This is a genomic window from Plantactinospora sp. B6F1, assembly GCF_040120695.1.
Taxonomy (GTDB): domain Bacteria; phylum Actinomycetota; class Actinomycetes; order Mycobacteriales; family Micromonosporaceae; genus Plantactinospora.
This window is the reverse complement of sequence record NZ_JBEEAC010000013.1, coordinates 136,024-150,607: the sequence shown is the minus strand read 5'-3', so window position 1 is coordinate 150,607 and position 14,584 is coordinate 136,024. Positions and strand designations below refer to the sequence as shown.

Here is a 14,584-nt window from a genome sequence, read left to right as displayed (position 1 = left end):
CTCCGGCGGCCTCGACGGTCACACGTGCAGGCCGCACTCGGTCTTCTCGAACATCGCCCAGCGGCCGGCCCGGGGATCCTCGCCCGCCTTCGTGCGCCGGGTGCAGGGCCAGCAGCCGATCGAGGTGTATCCCTGCCGGAACAGCTCGTTGACCGGCACGTTCCACCGCGAGATGTAGGCGTCGACGTCGGCCTGGGTCCAGGTGACGATCGGATTCACCTTGACCTTGCCGCGTCGCGGGTCGAAGCCCACCACCGGGGTCCTGGCCCGGGTCGGCGACTCGTCCCGGCGCAGCCCGGCCGCCCAGGCGTCGTAGTCGGCCAGGGCCCGCTCCAGCGGCTCCACCTTACGCAGCGCGCAACACTCGTCGGGCGCCCGGGAGAAGAGCCGGGGACCGTACTCGCCGTCCTGCTGGCCGACGGTCTGCCGGGGCCGGATGGAACGTACGTTGACCGGCAGCGTCCGGGCCACGACGTCGCGTACCCGAAGGGTCTCCGGGAAGTGCAGGCCGGTGTCGAGGAAGACCACGTCCACTCCGGGCGCCACCCGGGAGACCAGGTGTGCGAGTACGGCGTCGGCCATCGAGCTGGTGACGCAGAACCTGTCACCGAACTCGCCGACCGCCCACCGCACGATCTCCTGGGCCGGTGCACCCTCCAGTTCGCGGTTCGCCGCCTCGGCCAGCGTCCGCAGCTCGTCCGGGTCCCGCCGGGACGGGCCGGCCGACACCTCCGGGCCGAGCCTGACCAACCCGAGGTTGGCCGCGACAACGGGACTCATGACTGCCTCCCCTCGGGTGCCGACTGCTTCCCCTCGGGCGCGACGGCGCTGGCGAGCAGGCCGGTGAACCGCACCGTGAAAACCCGGGCGCAGGCCCGGCACTCCCAGGCACCGTGCGCCGCCTCGTTGGGACGCAGGTCCTCCTCGCCGCAGTAGGGGCAGTAGAGAGGTGCGGCTCGGGTTTCCCCACTCATCGCAGTTCCTCCTCGTCGACTCGCACGACCCAGTTCGCGAAGCTCTCCCCCTCGGTGCGGCCGTCCAGGTAGCGGCGGGCGAGCCGCTCGACGTACTCGGGAAGCTCGGCCGCGGTGGTCTTCAGACCGCGCAGCTTGCGGCCGAAGCCGCCGGACTGGCCCTGGGCCATGCCCAGGCCGCCGCCGAGGTGCACCTGGAAGCCCTCGACCTGACGCCCGTCCGGTCCGACCACGAGTTGGCCCTTCAGACCGATGTCCGCGGTCTGGGTTCGGGCGCAGGCGTTCGGGCAGCCGTTGAGGTGGATGCTCAGCCCGGTCTCACCGAGATCCGCCCCGGCCAGCCGCTCCTCCAGCCGGGCGACCAACTCCTCGCCCCGGGCCTTGGTCTCGACGATGGCGAGCTTGCAGTACTCAAGACCGGTGCAGGCCATGGTGTCGCGCCGCCAGACCGACGGGAACGCATCCAGGCCGATCCGGCGCAGCGCCGCGACCAGCGAGTCGGTCCGCTCCGGCGGCACGTCCAGGACCAGCAGCTTCTGGTACGGGGTGAGGCTCACCCGGCCGCTGCCGTGCTCGGCGGCGGCGTCGGCCAGCTCGGCCAGTTGGGTGCCGGAGACCCGGCCGACCACCGGGGCGGCACCGACGTAGTAGCGGCCGTCCCGCTGCCGGTGCACTCCCATGTGGTCGACCGGCTTGGACGGCAGGTCCGGCGCCGGCCCGTCGAGCAGGCTGCGGCCCAGGTATTCCTTCTCCAGCACCTCGCGGAACTTGGCCACGCCCCAGTCGGAGACCAGGAACTTGAGCCGGGCACGGTGCCGTAGCCGGCGGTAGCCGTAGTCCCGGAAGATCCCGGTGACCCCGGCCCAGACCTCCGGCACCTCGCCGAGCGGCACCCAGACACCGACCCGCTGCGCCAGCATCGGGTTGGTGCTCAGCCCGCCGCCGACCCACAGGTCGAAGCCGGGGCCGTGCTCCGGGTGCTCGACGCCGAGGAAGGCGACGTCGTTGATTTCGTACGGCGTGTCGACCAGCCAGGAGATCGACGTCTTGAACTTGCGCGGCAGGTTGGAGTACGCCGGGTCACCGATGTACCGGCGGACGATTTCGTCCAGCGCCGGGGTCGGGTCGAGCACCTCCGCCTCGGCGATCCCGGCGACCGGGCTGCCGAGGACCACCCGGGGGCAGTCGCCGCACGCCTCGGTGGTCTGCAACCCGACCGCCTCCAGCCGGCGCCAGATCTCCGGCACGTCCTCGATCCGGACCCAGTGCAACTGGATGTTCTGCCGGTCGGTGATGTCGGCGGTGTCGCGGGCGTACGTCTGGGAGATGTCGGCAATGGTCCGGAGTTGGTCCAGGCTGAGCTGGCCGCCGTCGATCCGGACCCGGAGCATGAAGTACTCGTCCTCGAGTTCGTGCGGCTCCAGCACGGCGGTCCGCCCGCCGTCGATGCCGGCCCTGCGCTGGGTGTAGAGGCCCAACCAGCGGAACCGGCCGCGCAGGTCCTGCGGGTCGATCGAGGCGAAGCCCCCACGCGCGTAGATGTTCTCGATCCGGGCCCGTACGTTGAGCGGGTTGTCGTCCTTCTTGGTCCGCTCGTTGGGGTTGAGCGGCTCCCGGTGCCCGAGCGCCCACTGTCCCTCGCCGCGCGGGCGACGGGCCGGTCGGGCCGCACGTGCGCTGCTGCCCGCTGGTGTGCTGGTGACGTCGGACCGGGTCGGGGTGTCGCTGACCGCCATGGCGGCGCCCTCCGTAATTCGGTGTGACTCGGTGGACGCGCAGAGCGACGGCCGCAACCCGGGACAGGCCGGAGACGGCGGTGCCGGATGACGGCGGTGCCGGATGACGGCGGTGTCAGGGGAGCCGGCGCACTGCAACGCCCGGGACGGAACAGGTCCAGGCGGCGTCAGTGGGCCGGACAGATCGCGCTGCGAACGCGGCCGTAGTCCACGTGGCGGCGGGAGGTGAATCCCGGCCTCGCGAAGCGGCGCACGGCGGCGGTCATACCCGTCATGCTGCCATATCCGTAAGGGCCGGACCACCGATGCGACCGTCGATCCCGCCTGGCGGACCCGCTGTGGCCGGCTTCACGCTAAGATTCCGAATATTGGAACTAATGCGACAGATCACGCTTCGCCCATCATAGATCGCGGTTCGGGTCGACCTCGGATCGTCCTGCCCGGTTGGTTCCGCCGGGCGAGCTGGCTCTGTCCCGGCCTGGCCACCCTGCTCGTCACCGCCGTACAGCTCGACCGCGCCCCACTCTGGCGCGACGAGCTGGCGACCTGGAGCGCCGCCTCCCGCCCGCCGCACGATCTGCTCCGGCTGATCGGCACGATCGACGCGGTCAACGGTCCGTACTACCTGCTGATGCAGGGCTGGCTGGCGGTCGCCGGAGACTCCACCGTCGCGCTGCGGCTGCCCTCCGCGCTCGCCATGGCCGGGGCCACCGCGCTGACCACCGTGCTCGGCGCGCGGCTGTTCGGCCGCCGGGCCGGACTGCTGGGCGGGCTGCTCCTCGCGGTACTGCCGAGCACCTCCCGGTACGGTCAGGAGGCCCGCCCGTACGCCCTGGCCACCCTGCTCGCCGTGCTGGCCACCCTGCTGCTGTGCCGGGCCCTGGACCGGCCGACGTGGCCGCGCTGGGCCGGCTACGCGGCCGCGCTCGCCGCGGCGGGCCTGGCCAACCTGTTCGCGGTCAGCCTGGCCGCCGGGCACGCCTTCGCCGCCCTCGGCCACCGGCGGGCCGGGGTACGGGTGCGCTGGGCGGTCGCGGTGGGCGGGGCGGTGCTGGTGCTGGTGCCGCTGATCCTGCTCGGCCGCAGCCAGCAGGGCCGGCAGCTCGACTGGGTCGGCCGGCCCGGAGCCGGGGACCTGCTGGGGCTGCCCGGAAGCGTGGTCCGGGCCGGAGTCGTCGGCGGGCTGCTCTTCGGGCTGGCCGCCGTCGCGGTCGCCACCCGGGGCCGCTCGGGTGTGCTCCTCGGGCTGACCGTGCTGCTGCCGGCGCTGCTGCTCTTCGTCGCCGGACAGTTCACGCCGCTCTTCGTACCGCGTTACCTGGTCTTCGTGCTGCCGTTCGCCTGCCTGCTGGCGGCCGCGACCCTGGCCCCGCTCCGGCTCGCCGCCGCGCTGGCGATCGTCGCCGTCGCCGGCCTGCTCGGCGCGCCGGAGCAGGCCGCGCTGCGCCGGACCCACGAGTCGCCGCGCAGCGCCCCGGTCGACTACCCGGCGGCGGTACGCGTCATCGCCGCACACCAGCGACCGGGCGACGGCATCGTCTACGCGCCCCGGGACGGCTGGGCCTTCCTGGACCTGGCCACCGCCTACTACCTGGGCGCCGACCGCCCCCGCGACGTGCTGCTGGTGGCCGACCAGACCCACCGGGCCGACTTCTGGGCCACCGAGTGCCCAGAGCCCGAGCGCTGTCTAGCCACTGTCGATCGGCTCTGGCTGCTGGTCTGGGGCGCGCACGCCGATCCGCTGACCCAGCTGCCCGAGAGCCGAGCAGCCCCGCTGCGGGCCCGATTCCACCTCGACCGAACCTGGACCCTGCCAGGCCTCACCCTGGCTCTCCTCACCCACCCGCCTATCCCCCGCTGAGGCGAGGGCCGGGGGCTGAGGCGAGGGCCGGGGGCTGAGGCGAGGGCCGGCGCTCTCTCGCGGCAGTAGCGCGATCTTCGAGTCGGGGTCACCGGGCCAGCGGGACTACCAGCAGTGCCTCCGTACCGGTGTCGGGGCGGTTGCGCAGCTCGATGGTGCCGCGTAGTTCGCCGGTGGCGAGGGCGCGGACGATCTGTAGGCCGAGCCGGCTGCCCAGGTCGGCGTCGAAGTCCTCCGGCAGGCCCCGGCCGTTGTCGGCGACCGTGACGTGCAGCTGCTTACGGAACCGGTGCGCCGAGACGACCACCTCGGCCGGCTCGACCACCTCGGCGCTCCCGGCCGCACCGGCGACCTCACCCGGCCCGGCAGCTTCGGCCAGCTCGGCGTCCTCGGCCAGCTCGGCAGCCTCGCCCGGCCCGGCGGCTTCGCCCGGCCCGGCCGGCGGGAGCATCGCCGCGTTCTCGCCCTGCTCCGGAAAGGCGTGTTCGACCGCGTTGAGCAGCAGTTCGTTCAGCACGATCACCAGTGAGGTGGCGATCTCCGCCGGCAGTACCCCGAAGCTGCCCTGCCGGCGCATCCGCACCGGGACGTCGGTCGCGGCCACCTCGGCGGCGGCCGCCGCCACCCGGTCCACGATGCCGTCGAACTCGACCGCCTCGTCACTGGACATCGAGAGGGTCTCGTGCACCAGGGCGATCGAGGCGACCCGGCGCACCGACTCCTCCAGCGCGGCCCGGGCGGCCGGGATGCCGACCCGGCGGGCCTGGAGCCGGAGCAGCGCGGCGACGGTCTGCAGGTTGTTCTTCACCCGGTGGTGGATCTCCCGGATGGTGGCGTCCTTGGTGATCAGGGCGCGGTCCCGGCGACGTACCTCGGTCATGTCCCGGACCAGCACCAGCGCGCCGATCGGCACCCCGGCGGGCATCAGCGGCAGGGCCCGGGTCAGCACGGTCGCGCCCCGGGCCTCGATCTCCCGGCGCGGCGGCGCCTCACCGCGCAGCGCGGCGAGCACCCGGTTGGCCGCCTCGGTGCCCTCCAGCGGGTCGGCGGCGAGCCGGCCGTTCAGCGCCGCCAGATCCTCCCCCACCAGGTGCGAGGCGAACCCGAGCCGCCGGTACGCGGACTGCGCGTTCGGGCTCGCGTAGGTGACCTTCCCGTTGGCGTCCAACCGAACCAGCCCGTCACCGACCCGGGGTGCCGTGGTGGTCTCGCCGGGGTGGCGTACCGGCGGGAACGTCCCGTCGGAGAGCATCTGGGCCAGGTCGTCGGCGGTGGTCAGGTAGTTGAGTTCGAGCTGGCTCGGGGTGCGCGCGGTGGAGAGGTTGGTGTCCCGGCCCACCACCGCGATCACCTCGCCCGCCTCGCCGTCCCCGGAGCGCAGCCGGACCGGGATCGCCTCGTGCCGGGCCGGGGTGTCGCCGTACCAGACCGGATCGCCCTCCCGCCAGATCCGGCCCTGGCTGTACGCGATCGCCAGGTGCGCCACCTCGGGACCGCCGACGATTCGGCCGACCTGGTCGTCCTGGTAGGCGGTCGGCGCGGTCGTCGGGCGTACCTGGGCGACGCAGACGAACCCGTCGGTGTCGCTGACCGGTACCCAGAGCAGCAGGTCCGCGAAGGACAGATCGGAGAGGAGTTGCCAGTCGCCGGCCACCCGATGCAGGTGGTCGATGTCGACCGGACGCAGCCGGGTGTGCTCCTCGGCGAGATCGCGCAGCGTGGACACGGGGCAAGCCTGCCACGACCACCCAAGGCTGGGCGGTAGGGAAGGGCCCCTTCCCACCGGATTCTGTTGTAGAAGGGCCCCCTCCGCACCGGCGGTCAGAGCGTCGAGGTCACCTTGTGCAGGCCACGCGGGGCGTCGGGATCCTCGCCTCGGGCCAGTGCGAGGGCGAGGGCGAGGCGCTGCACCGGCAGGATGTCCAGCAGCGGGGCGTACCGCTCGTCGACCTCCGGCACCGGCAGCCGGGCGGCGGCTCCGGCAACCTCGGCCGGCCCGATCACGACCAGGTCCGCGCCGCGCTCGCCGACCTTGGCGAGCACCTCGCGCATGGCGGTACCGCCGGGCCCGGCACCGACGACGGCCAGCACCGGTACGTCCGGGTCGGTCATCGCCAGCGGGCCGTGCAGCAGGTCGGCGCCGGAGAAGGCGAGCGCCGGCAGGTAGGAGGTCTCCATCAGCTTCAGTGCCGCCTCCCGGGCGGTCGGGTACGCGTATCCCCGGCCGGTGGTGACCATCCGGTCCGCGAAGCGGTAGCGGGCAGCCAGATACCCCGGCGTCGGGTCGGCGAGGGTACGGGCGGCGAGTTCGGGCAGCGCCTCCAGCCCGGCCCGCTCCTCGGCGGGCACCGCGCCGTCCCCGGCCCGGATCCCCTCGACCAGCAGCAGCAGGGCGAGCAGTTCGGCGGTGTACGTCTTGGTCGCGGCGACCGCCCGCTCGTGGCCGGCGGTGACGTCGACGGCGAGTTCCGCCACGCGGGTCAGCGGCGAGTCGGGGGCGTTGGTCACCGCCAGGGTCAGCGCGCCGGCGGACCGGGCGACCCGCAGCACCTCGGTCAGGTCGGATGACCCGCCGCTCTGGCTCACCCCGACGACCAGGGCCTGGGACAGGTCGGGTCGGGCGCCGAAGACCGTGATGCTGCTCGGTGAGGCGAGCCCGGCGGGGAGCCCGAGCCGGATCTCGGTCAGGTACGCGGCGTAGAGGGCGGCGTGGTCGGAGGTGCCGCGTGCGGTGAACACCACGTGCTTCGGCCGGCGTTCCGCGATCACGGCTGCCACCTGCGCGATCGCCGCCATCGAGGTCGGCTCCAACAGTCGTGCGAAGCCCTCCGGCTGCTCGGCGATGTCCGCCGCCATGCCGGCTCCCGGTTGCGCCACGATGCCCCCTCCTCATGCGCGATTCCCGCGCGTTCCATGCTCAACTTTGCACGATCTGACGCGCTGGAGCAATCTAGCGCGCAGCTCTGCGCAGTAGATCACCAACCGTGGTCGCCATGCCCTAGGCTCCCCAACCCAGGGGAAATTCCACGTACGCGAAGGGTCGACTCGGTGCCCGAGGGAACGGACGACCCCCGGCTCTCGGCCGAGGGGGAACTCGCGCTGGCCCGGCTGGCGCTGGACGAGGGTGACCTGCGGCACGCCGCGGGTCACCTGGCCGGGGCGATCGCGTACGCCCCGACCATGCCCGAGGTGCACGAGGCGCTCGCCCAGCTCGCCGCCCGGTCCGGCGGCGGTGTCGACCTCTTCCCCCTCGACCAGCACCCGTTCATCGGTACCGTGGTGGCCCGCGCGCACCTGCTCGCCGCCGCCGGGCGTCCCGCCGACGGGCTGGAACTGCTCGCCGCCGCCACCGGGCACGTCCCCTCGGCCGACTGGGCCGGCGTGCCCTGGGTGAGCGCGCCCGACCTGCCCGGCCTGCTGGACCCGGACCGGATCGCCCGGGTGCTGATGCAGGTCTGCGCCGGCATCCCGGACCCGGTTCCGGAGACCGCCCGCGAACCGCTCTGGCCCTACCTGCGGCTGGCCCGGCACGCCGTGGCGGCGCATCCCCGGCACGGACTGCTGCTCGGCGCGGCGTCCGCACTGGCCCGCCGGGTCGGCGCGGTCGGCCAGGCCGTGGAGTGGGCCGGGCAGGGAGCCCGGGAAATGCCGTCGAAGCTCTCCGAGGTGTGGCTCGGCTACGCCTACCGCAGCGCCGGGCGGACCGCCGAGGCGCTCGCGGCGCTGCGCCGGGCCGTCGACCACGACCCCGACGACCTCTCGGTGTACGCCGACATCGCCGGTACCCTCGCCGACCACGGCCAACTCGAAGAGGCGCTGGGCTGGATCGATCGGGCGCTGTCCCGGGACCCGTCCTTCGACTGCGCGGTGCACACCGGTCACCGGCTGCGCTACCGCCGGGACGGCGATCTCGGCCACCTCGTCGCGCTGGCCGACTTCCAGCGGGACCATCCGGACGACTCGCACGAGCACAGCGACCTCGCCGAGTGCTGCCAGAGCCAGCCGTGGCTGGGCCGGGTCCCGCCGGCGACCGAGGTGGCGGCGGTGACGCTGCGGCAGCGGCTGGCCACCGGCGGTCCGGCCGACGGCGCCCGGCTCTCGCTGGACACGCTGGAGCCGCCGAGCGCGATGCGGGCGCTGCACGAGGCGGCCCCGGCCCTGGTCGTCACGGTCGCCGCCACCCCGGAACCGGATCCGCGCGAGGCACGCCGGTCGGTCGGACACCACCTCTGGCGGTACGCCGGCATCACCGCCGTACCGGCCGTGCCGGCCCCGGACGACGCGGCGGTACGCCGGATCCAACAGCTGGCCCATCCCGCCTGGCCGCATCCGCCGGCCGCCTACGACGCGGCGGTCGGGCTCGCCACGCTCGAACTCGACGACCTGCTCGGGCTGCTGGCACATCCGCCGGCCCCACCGGAGACCGAGCTGGGTCGCACCCTGAGCCGGCACGACCCGACGCTCTGGGTGCGCTGCGTGCAGGTCTGGGTCTGCCTCGGACTGCTGCACCACCGTACGGACGAGCCGTGGCCCGACTCGGCACGCCGGAGGGTACTGCTCGACCTGGTCTGGGGCGTCGAGGACTGGGTCACCGAGGCTGCCCTGTTCGCCCTGGTCACCGCCGCCTGGGTGGACCCGTCGGTGCGTACCGAGGTGGCCCGGGTCGTCGCCGAACGGTTCGGCGACGCGGTCGAGGTGGCACAGCGGCGGCCGGTCACCGTGCTGCGGTCGCTGGCCAAGCTGGTGCTGGCCACCCCGTCCGCCGAGCCGGCCACGGTCGACACCGCCCGCCTGCTGCTGGCCCGGGACGGTTCTCCGGTGGCGCCCCGGCAGCGCCGGTTCGGCCGGCTGCTGGACCGGATGTGGCGGCGGTTCACCCGACAGGGTTGATCAAGCGGTACGGCCCGGCCCCGTCGGGTGTCCGTGGACTGCCGTCCGACGCCGCCTCCCGCCGACCAGGCGCGCTGCCACTGCGGAAAGGCCGCACCGCCGCCGAGCAGGCGCGGTGCTGCCACTGTGGGAAGCCGCGGCGCCGCCCGCCGCGGTCGAGCAGGGGGGCGGCACCGCGGCGGAGGTCAGTGTGCGGGTGGACCCGCCAGAGCGACCTCGGCCTCCTCCTCGGGAGTGTCGGCGCCGGGGCCGAAACTGCCACGCAGCGGGATCTCCTTGATGAACCAGGCCAGCACCGCGACGGCCAGCGCGAACGGTACCGCCCAGACGAAGACCGTCCCGATCGCGTCGGCGAGGCCGCTGAGCACCGCGTGCTGTTGCTCCGGCGGCAGCGACCGCAGCGCGGCCGGGTCGACTCCGGCGCCCTCGCCCCCGCCGGCCATCATGGGCCCGGCGGACGAGTCGGCGAGTCGGTTGGCGAAGACGGCGCCGAACAGCGAGATCCCGAAGGATCCGCCGATCGACCGGAAGAAGGTGGCCGCGCCGCTCGCCGCGCCGAGGTCCTTCTGCTCGACGCTGTTCTGCGCGATCAGCATCGAGGTCTGCATCAGGAAACCCATCCCGACGCCGAGCACGACCATGTAGAGCGAGGACTCCAGCTTGCCGGTGTCGACGTCGAGCAGGGCCAGCAGCGCCATGCCGGCGGTCATCACGATCCCGCCGATGATCGGGAAGGCCCGGTAGCGGCCGGTCCTGGTGATCGTCCGGCCGACCACGATCGACACCACCAGCATGCCGAACATCAACGGCAGCAGCAGCAGGCCACTGTTGGTCGCGGAGGCGCCCTGCACGGTCTGCTGGAACAGCGGCAGGAAGTTCATCGAGCCGAACATCGCGAACCCGAGCAGGAAGCCGATCGCCGAGATCACCGCGAAGTTGCGGTTGGCGAAGAGGCCGAGCGGCAGGATCGGCTCCGGCACCCGCCGCTCGACCACGGCGAAGGCGACCAGCGAGATCACCGCGACCGCGGCCAGGCCGAGAATCGGGCCGGAGATCCAGTCGTACTCGTTGCCACCCCAGGTGGTGACCAGGACGATCGCGGTGATGCCGACCGAGAGCAGCGCGGCGCCGAACCAGTCGATCCGGTGCTCGGTGCGGTACCTCGGCAGGTGCATCCGGGTGGCCAGCAGGATCAGCGCCGCGCCGCCGAGCGGCAGGTTGACGTAGAACGCCCACCGCCAGGAGAGGTGGTCGGTGATGAAGCCGCCGGCCAGCGGACCGGCCACCATGGCGATGGCCATGATTCCGGCGATCATGCCCTGGTAGCGACCCCGCTCCCGGGGCGGGACCAGATCACCGATGATCGCCATCACGCCGACCATCAGGCCGCCCGCGCCGAGGCCCTGGACCGCGCGGAAGGCGATCAGCTCCATCATCCCGTCGCCGGGGCCGCCGAGCAGTTCCGACCCGGCCATCCCGCAGAGCGCCGACCCGAACAGGAAGAGCAGGATCGAGCTGAGGAAGACGCTCTTGCGGCCGTACAGGTCGCCGAGCTTGCCCCAGATCGGGGTCGAGACGGTGGATCCGAGCACGTACGCGGTGACCACCCAGGTGAAGTGGTTGAGCCCGCCGAACTCGCCGACGATCCTCGGCAGCGCGGTGCTGACGATCATGTTGTCGAGCATCGCGAGCATCATCGCGATCATCAGACCGCCGAGCACGACCCTGATGTTGACCGGTCGTGCCGGCGCATCCGCCATGGTGGTCATCGGTAGGCTCCCCCTGAGTGTGATCCACTTACTTGCCGACCGGCTAGTGATTCTACTTGCCGTACGGTAAGTTGGGTGTCGGTTCCCGTCAAGGCGAATTGCGAGAGGTGCTCCGTGACCGGCAACACAGGCGACACGCGGTCCCGGATCCAGGCCGTGGCACTGGAACTCTTCACCGAGCAGGGTTACGAGAAGACCTCGCTGCGGGAGATCGCGGAACGACTCGGCGTGACCAAGGCCGCCCTCTATTACCACTTCAAGAGCAAGGACGACATCGTCCACAGCTTCGTCCACGACCGGCTCGACCGACTGGACCGGCTGATCGAGTGGGCCGCCGAACAGCCGATCGACGCCGCCGGCCGGCGGGCGACACTGCGCCGCTACTGCGAGGAGTTCTTCCGCGACGACGGCCGCAGCGTGATGCGGTTCTTCGAGCAGAACCAGACCGTGATAAAGCAGCTCTCCTCCGGTCAGATGATGCGGGAGCGGATGCTGCGGATCGCCGAACTGCTCTCCCGGGCCGACCCGTCGCCGGCCGGACAGCTCCGGGCGACGCTGGCGCTCTTCGCCGTACACGGCAGTCTCTTCGCGCTCCGTGGCGAGGTCAGCAGCGGACAACGGCGGGAACTCGCGCTGGAGATCGCCAACGAGTTGCTCGACCGGATCGGTACGACGCCCGCCGGGCAGGACGCCCCGGAATCCCCGGCGGGCACCGGCCGGCTCGCCGAGTCCGGCTAATTCCCGGGGCGGCGCTCGCGGCGCCGCCATCAGCCCGGTCGGCTTCAGCTGCGGCTCTGCTCCGCCGGCACGGTCGGCTCCGCCGGCACAGTCAGCTCCGCCGGCACGGTCGGCTCCGCCGGCACGGTCGGCTCTGGAGTCAGGTCGAGGCGCAACGCGAGCAGGTCGACACCGGGGGCCGGCGACCAGTCCCGGTCCGGGGTCCGGACGAAACCGAACCCGGCGTAGAGCCGGTGTGCGGGCGTGGAGAAGCTGCGGGTGCAGATCACCACCCGGGAGCAGCCGAGCGACCTCGCCCGGTCCAGGCAGGCCCGGACCAGCGCCTTGCCGGCACCCCGCCCCTGCGCCCGCGGGTCCACCGCCAACATCCGGAACTCCGCCTCACCGGGCCCGCAGAGTTCGGCGAACGCCGAGCCGGGCAGCACGAAGAGCACGGCACCGAGCGGCTCACCGGTCGCCTCGTCGGCGGCGACCAGCACGTCACCGGCACCGGCCCGGGCTGCTACGTCGGAGAGCAGCTGCTCGTACCCGGGCTCGCCGCCGAGCTGCCCGTCCGCCCGGTACGCCGCCACGGTGAGTCGGGCGATCGCGTCGAAGTCGGCCGGCTCGGCGACCCGGACCAGCAGGCCGGTCATGTCGCTCCCTCGCTTCGTCGGGTCATGCCGTCGCCCGGGGTCGCACCCCGGACGGTTGGTTCCGCCGGGCGACCTGCCCGGCGCGCCGGGTCATTCGATCACGGCGATCAGGTCGCCGTCCTGCACGACGTCGCCCTCGTTCACGGCCAGTTCCCGGAGCACCCCGTCCGACTCGGCCAACACCGGGATCTCCATCTTCATGGACTCGAGGATCACCAGCGTGTCGCCCTCGGAAACCGTGTCACCGGCCGTGGCCACGACCTTCCAGACGTTCGCCACCATCTCGGCGCGGATCTCCTCGGCCATGGGTTCCCCCTCGTCGTCACTGTTGCCCTGGGACGGTATCCAATCATGCTCGCCCCGGTCGCCGAGGCGCCTCGGCAGGGTCGCCCGGCGACCATGGGAGGATTGCCCGGCGCGAGCAGAACCGGGCGGTCGACGACGCTGGTCGGCACCGCCCCCGGACGACGACGGAGGTCAGCATGGCGAAGAAGGCACGGAAGAAGAAGGCGCGGAAGAAGAGCTCCGCCAACCACGGCAAGCGCCCCAACTCCTGAGCTCGGCGCCGAGCCTGGGCGGCCGGGCGGGGCACGGGAGCCGTCGGCGATCGCGACAGCGCGCTCGCCACGCCCCGGCCCGCCCGGCGATCCGCCACGACGGGCCGGTGACTTCGTCTACGCCCGCCTCCGTAGGTGGCCGGCTCAGTCGGCGAGGTACTCCCGGGAGTCGGTCTCGAAGACCAGGTCGGCCAGCCGTACCCGCAGCCGCTCCCGAAGCTCGGCGGGCGCGGTCTCGTTGCCGCAGCAGCGCGCTACCAGCGCCTTGACCTCCTGCTCGATGCCGTACTCGCGCAGGCAGGGCGAGCACTCGTCGAGATGCTGCCGGATCCGGTTGCGCCGCTCGTCCGCGCACTCCAGGTCGAGGTAGAGGTACACCTCGGTGAGGACCTCACGGCAGTCGGTCTCGTGCGGTTCACCGCAACTCATGCGCTCACACCTCCCGGCCAGCCGCAGCGGACCTGGTCGACGGGGCGGACGAGAAGCCCCGCTCGGCAGCGTAGCGCTCGAGCAGCTTTCGTAGGTTCCGCCGGCCACGGTGCAGCCGGGACATCACGGTGCCGATCGGCGTTCCCATGATGTCGGCGACCTCCTTGTAGGAGAACCCCTCGACGTCGGTGAGGTAGACGGCGAGCCGGAACTCCTCCGGAAGCTGCTGCAACGCCTCCTTCACGTCGCTGTCCGGGAGCCGGTCCAGCGCCTCGGTCTCGGCCGAGCGCAGCCCGCTGGAGGTGTGCGACTCCGCCTCGGCGAGCTGCCAGTCGGTGATCTCCTCGGTGGGCGCCTGCACGGGCTGCCGCTGCCGCTTACGGTAGGAGTTGATGTAGGTGTTGGTCAGGATCCGGTAGAGCCACGCCTTGAGATTCGTGCCCTCTTCGAACTGGTGGAACGCGGCGAACGCCTTCAGAAACGTCTCCTGGACCAGATCCTCCGCGTCGGCGGGGTTACGGGTCATCCGCAGGCCGGCGGCGTACAACTGGTCGACGAAGGGCAGCGCGTCGCGTTCGAACCGGGCCCTGCGCTCGTCCGTCTTCTCCGCTGTCAACCGGCCGTCTCCCTCGCCTCGGTACCGAACCGGCGCGGTGATCTTCTTCCCCACCACCGCAGCGTTATTCGGCTGTCCCGCCGAGGATACGCGGAAAGCGCGGCCGGGCGACTCGGTTCGGGCGGTGGCGGTACCCACGCCCGGCCGGTCACCCGACGACCGGGAGGGTGGACCGTTCCGTCTCCGATCGGGCCACCGCGCCTCGCGGTCGTGCTCCAGGCTCCGTGTCTCGGTCGACACCGGGCAAACCCCCTTGTGGCTCCACTGGCTTCCAGGAGTTGTAACCGCAGTGCCGGGCCAGGCATTCCGTCCACCGCCCATCCCTGGCCCCGGCCGTGGCCAATCCGTCCGGATTTCCCACGGCTGGGACCAGGAAGGG

13 protein-coding genes and 1 pseudogene are annotated in these 14,584 nt (G+C 72.5%); 4 read left to right on the top strand and 10 right to left on the bottom strand.

Translation table 11 applies throughout. From position 1 onward, the window contains the following. Positions 1-18: 18 nt before the first annotated feature. The 3 genes from ABNF97_RS18580 to ABNF97_RS18570 are packed head-to-tail and all read right to left on the bottom strand — an operon-like array spanning position 19 to position 2,710. Positions 19-780 (bottom strand): phosphoadenylyl-sulfate reductase, encoded by a 762-nt coding sequence (locus tag ABNF97_RS18580; protein WP_130464822.1) that lies wholly within the window; start codon positions 778-780, stop codon positions 19-21. Further along, positions 777-974, bottom strand: coding sequence for a hypothetical protein (locus ABNF97_RS18575; RefSeq protein WP_130464823.1), 198 nt, complete (start codon positions 972-974; stop codon positions 777-779). The genes ABNF97_RS18580 and ABNF97_RS18575 overlap by 4 nt, the downstream gene beginning before the upstream one ends. Next, complete coding sequence (locus ABNF97_RS18570; RefSeq protein ID WP_349339244.1) at positions 971-2,710, bottom strand: nitrite/sulfite reductase; 1,740 nt, start codon at positions 2,708-2,710, stop codon at positions 971-973. Before ABNF97_RS18570 ends, ABNF97_RS18575 begins: the two co-directional genes overlap by 4 nt. A gap of 631 nt (positions 2,711-3,341) precedes the next feature. On the opposite strand from ABNF97_RS18570, the gene ABNF97_RS18565 reads away from it, so the two are divergent. Then, positions 3,342-4,571, top strand: coding sequence for a glycosyltransferase family 39 protein (locus tag ABNF97_RS18565; RefSeq protein ID WP_349339243.1), 1,230 nt, complete (start codon positions 3,342-3,344; stop codon positions 4,569-4,571). Between the two features lie 88 nt (positions 4,572-4,659). On the opposite strand, the gene ABNF97_RS18560 is transcribed toward ABNF97_RS18565, so the two are convergent. Beyond that, positions 4,660-6,297 (bottom strand): histidine kinase N-terminal domain-containing protein, encoded by a 1,638-nt coding sequence (locus ABNF97_RS18560; RefSeq protein ID WP_349339242.1) that lies wholly within the window; start codon positions 6,295-6,297, stop codon positions 4,660-4,662. A 95-nt stretch (positions 6,298-6,392) separates the two neighbouring features. Continuing rightward, the gene (locus ABNF97_RS18555; RefSeq protein WP_130466287.1) at positions 6,393-7,427 is read right to left on the bottom strand and encodes an SIS domain-containing protein; all 1,035 of its coding nucleotides are present in this window, start codon (positions 7,425-7,427) and stop codon (positions 6,393-6,395) included. Between the two features lie 192 nt (positions 7,428-7,619). On the opposite strand from ABNF97_RS18555, the gene ABNF97_RS18550 reads away from it, so the two are divergent. Beyond that, the gene (locus ABNF97_RS18550) at positions 7,620-9,461 is read left to right on the top strand and encodes a tetratricopeptide repeat protein (RefSeq protein ID WP_349339241.1); all 1,842 of its coding nucleotides are present in this window, start codon (positions 7,620-7,622) and stop codon (positions 9,459-9,461) included. A gap of 185 nt (positions 9,462-9,646) precedes the next feature. On the opposite strand, the gene ABNF97_RS18545 is transcribed toward ABNF97_RS18550, so the two are convergent. Further along, positions 9,647-11,230 carry an MDR family MFS transporter gene (locus tag ABNF97_RS18545; RefSeq protein WP_486484829.1) on the bottom strand — a complete coding sequence of 528 codons (1,584 nt, stop codon included), beginning with the start codon at positions 11,228-11,230 and terminating at the stop codon, positions 9,647-9,649. 114 nt (positions 11,231-11,344) lie between these two features. Here ABNF97_RS18545 and ABNF97_RS18540 point away from each other — a divergent pair, with 114 nt between their 5' ends. Continuing rightward, positions 11,345-11,968, top strand: a complete 624-nt coding sequence (locus ABNF97_RS18540; RefSeq protein WP_130464828.1) for a TetR family transcriptional regulator — start codon at positions 11,345-11,347, stop codon at positions 11,966-11,968. A 140-nt stretch (positions 11,969-12,108) separates the two neighbouring features. Here the strand turns inward: ABNF97_RS18540 and ABNF97_RS18535 are convergent. Beyond that, positions 12,109-12,606 (bottom strand): annotated as a pseudogene (locus ABNF97_RS18535) (GNAT family N-acetyltransferase); the annotation flags it as partial. Positions 12,607-12,693: 87 nt separating this feature from the next. Next, positions 12,694-12,909 carry a biotin/lipoyl-binding carrier protein gene (locus ABNF97_RS18530; RefSeq protein WP_130464830.1) on the bottom strand — a complete coding sequence of 72 codons (216 nt, stop codon included), beginning with the start codon at positions 12,907-12,909 and terminating at the stop codon, positions 12,694-12,696. Positions 12,910-13,085: 176 nt separating this feature from the next. On the opposite strand from ABNF97_RS18530, the gene ABNF97_RS34235 reads away from it, so the two are divergent. Continuing rightward, positions 13,086-13,160 carry a 50S ribosomal protein bL37 gene (locus ABNF97_RS34235; RefSeq protein WP_369752275.1) on the top strand — a complete coding sequence of 25 codons (75 nt, stop codon included), beginning with the start codon at positions 13,086-13,088 and terminating at the stop codon, positions 13,158-13,160. Between the two features lie 144 nt (positions 13,161-13,304). Here the strand turns inward: ABNF97_RS34235 and rsrA are convergent, their stop codons facing one another. Beyond that, entirely contained in the window at positions 13,305-13,589 is a 285-nt protein-coding gene (rsrA, locus tag ABNF97_RS18525) for a mycothiol system anti-sigma-R factor (protein ID WP_130464831.1), read from the bottom strand. 4 nt (positions 13,590-13,593) lie between these two features. Next, on the bottom strand, positions 13,594-14,445 hold the full coding sequence (locus tag ABNF97_RS18520; RefSeq protein ID WP_349339240.1) for a sigma-70 family RNA polymerase sigma factor: 852 nt from the start codon (positions 14,443-14,445) through the stop codon (positions 13,594-13,596). Between the last annotated feature and the right edge of the window lie 139 nt (positions 14,446-14,584).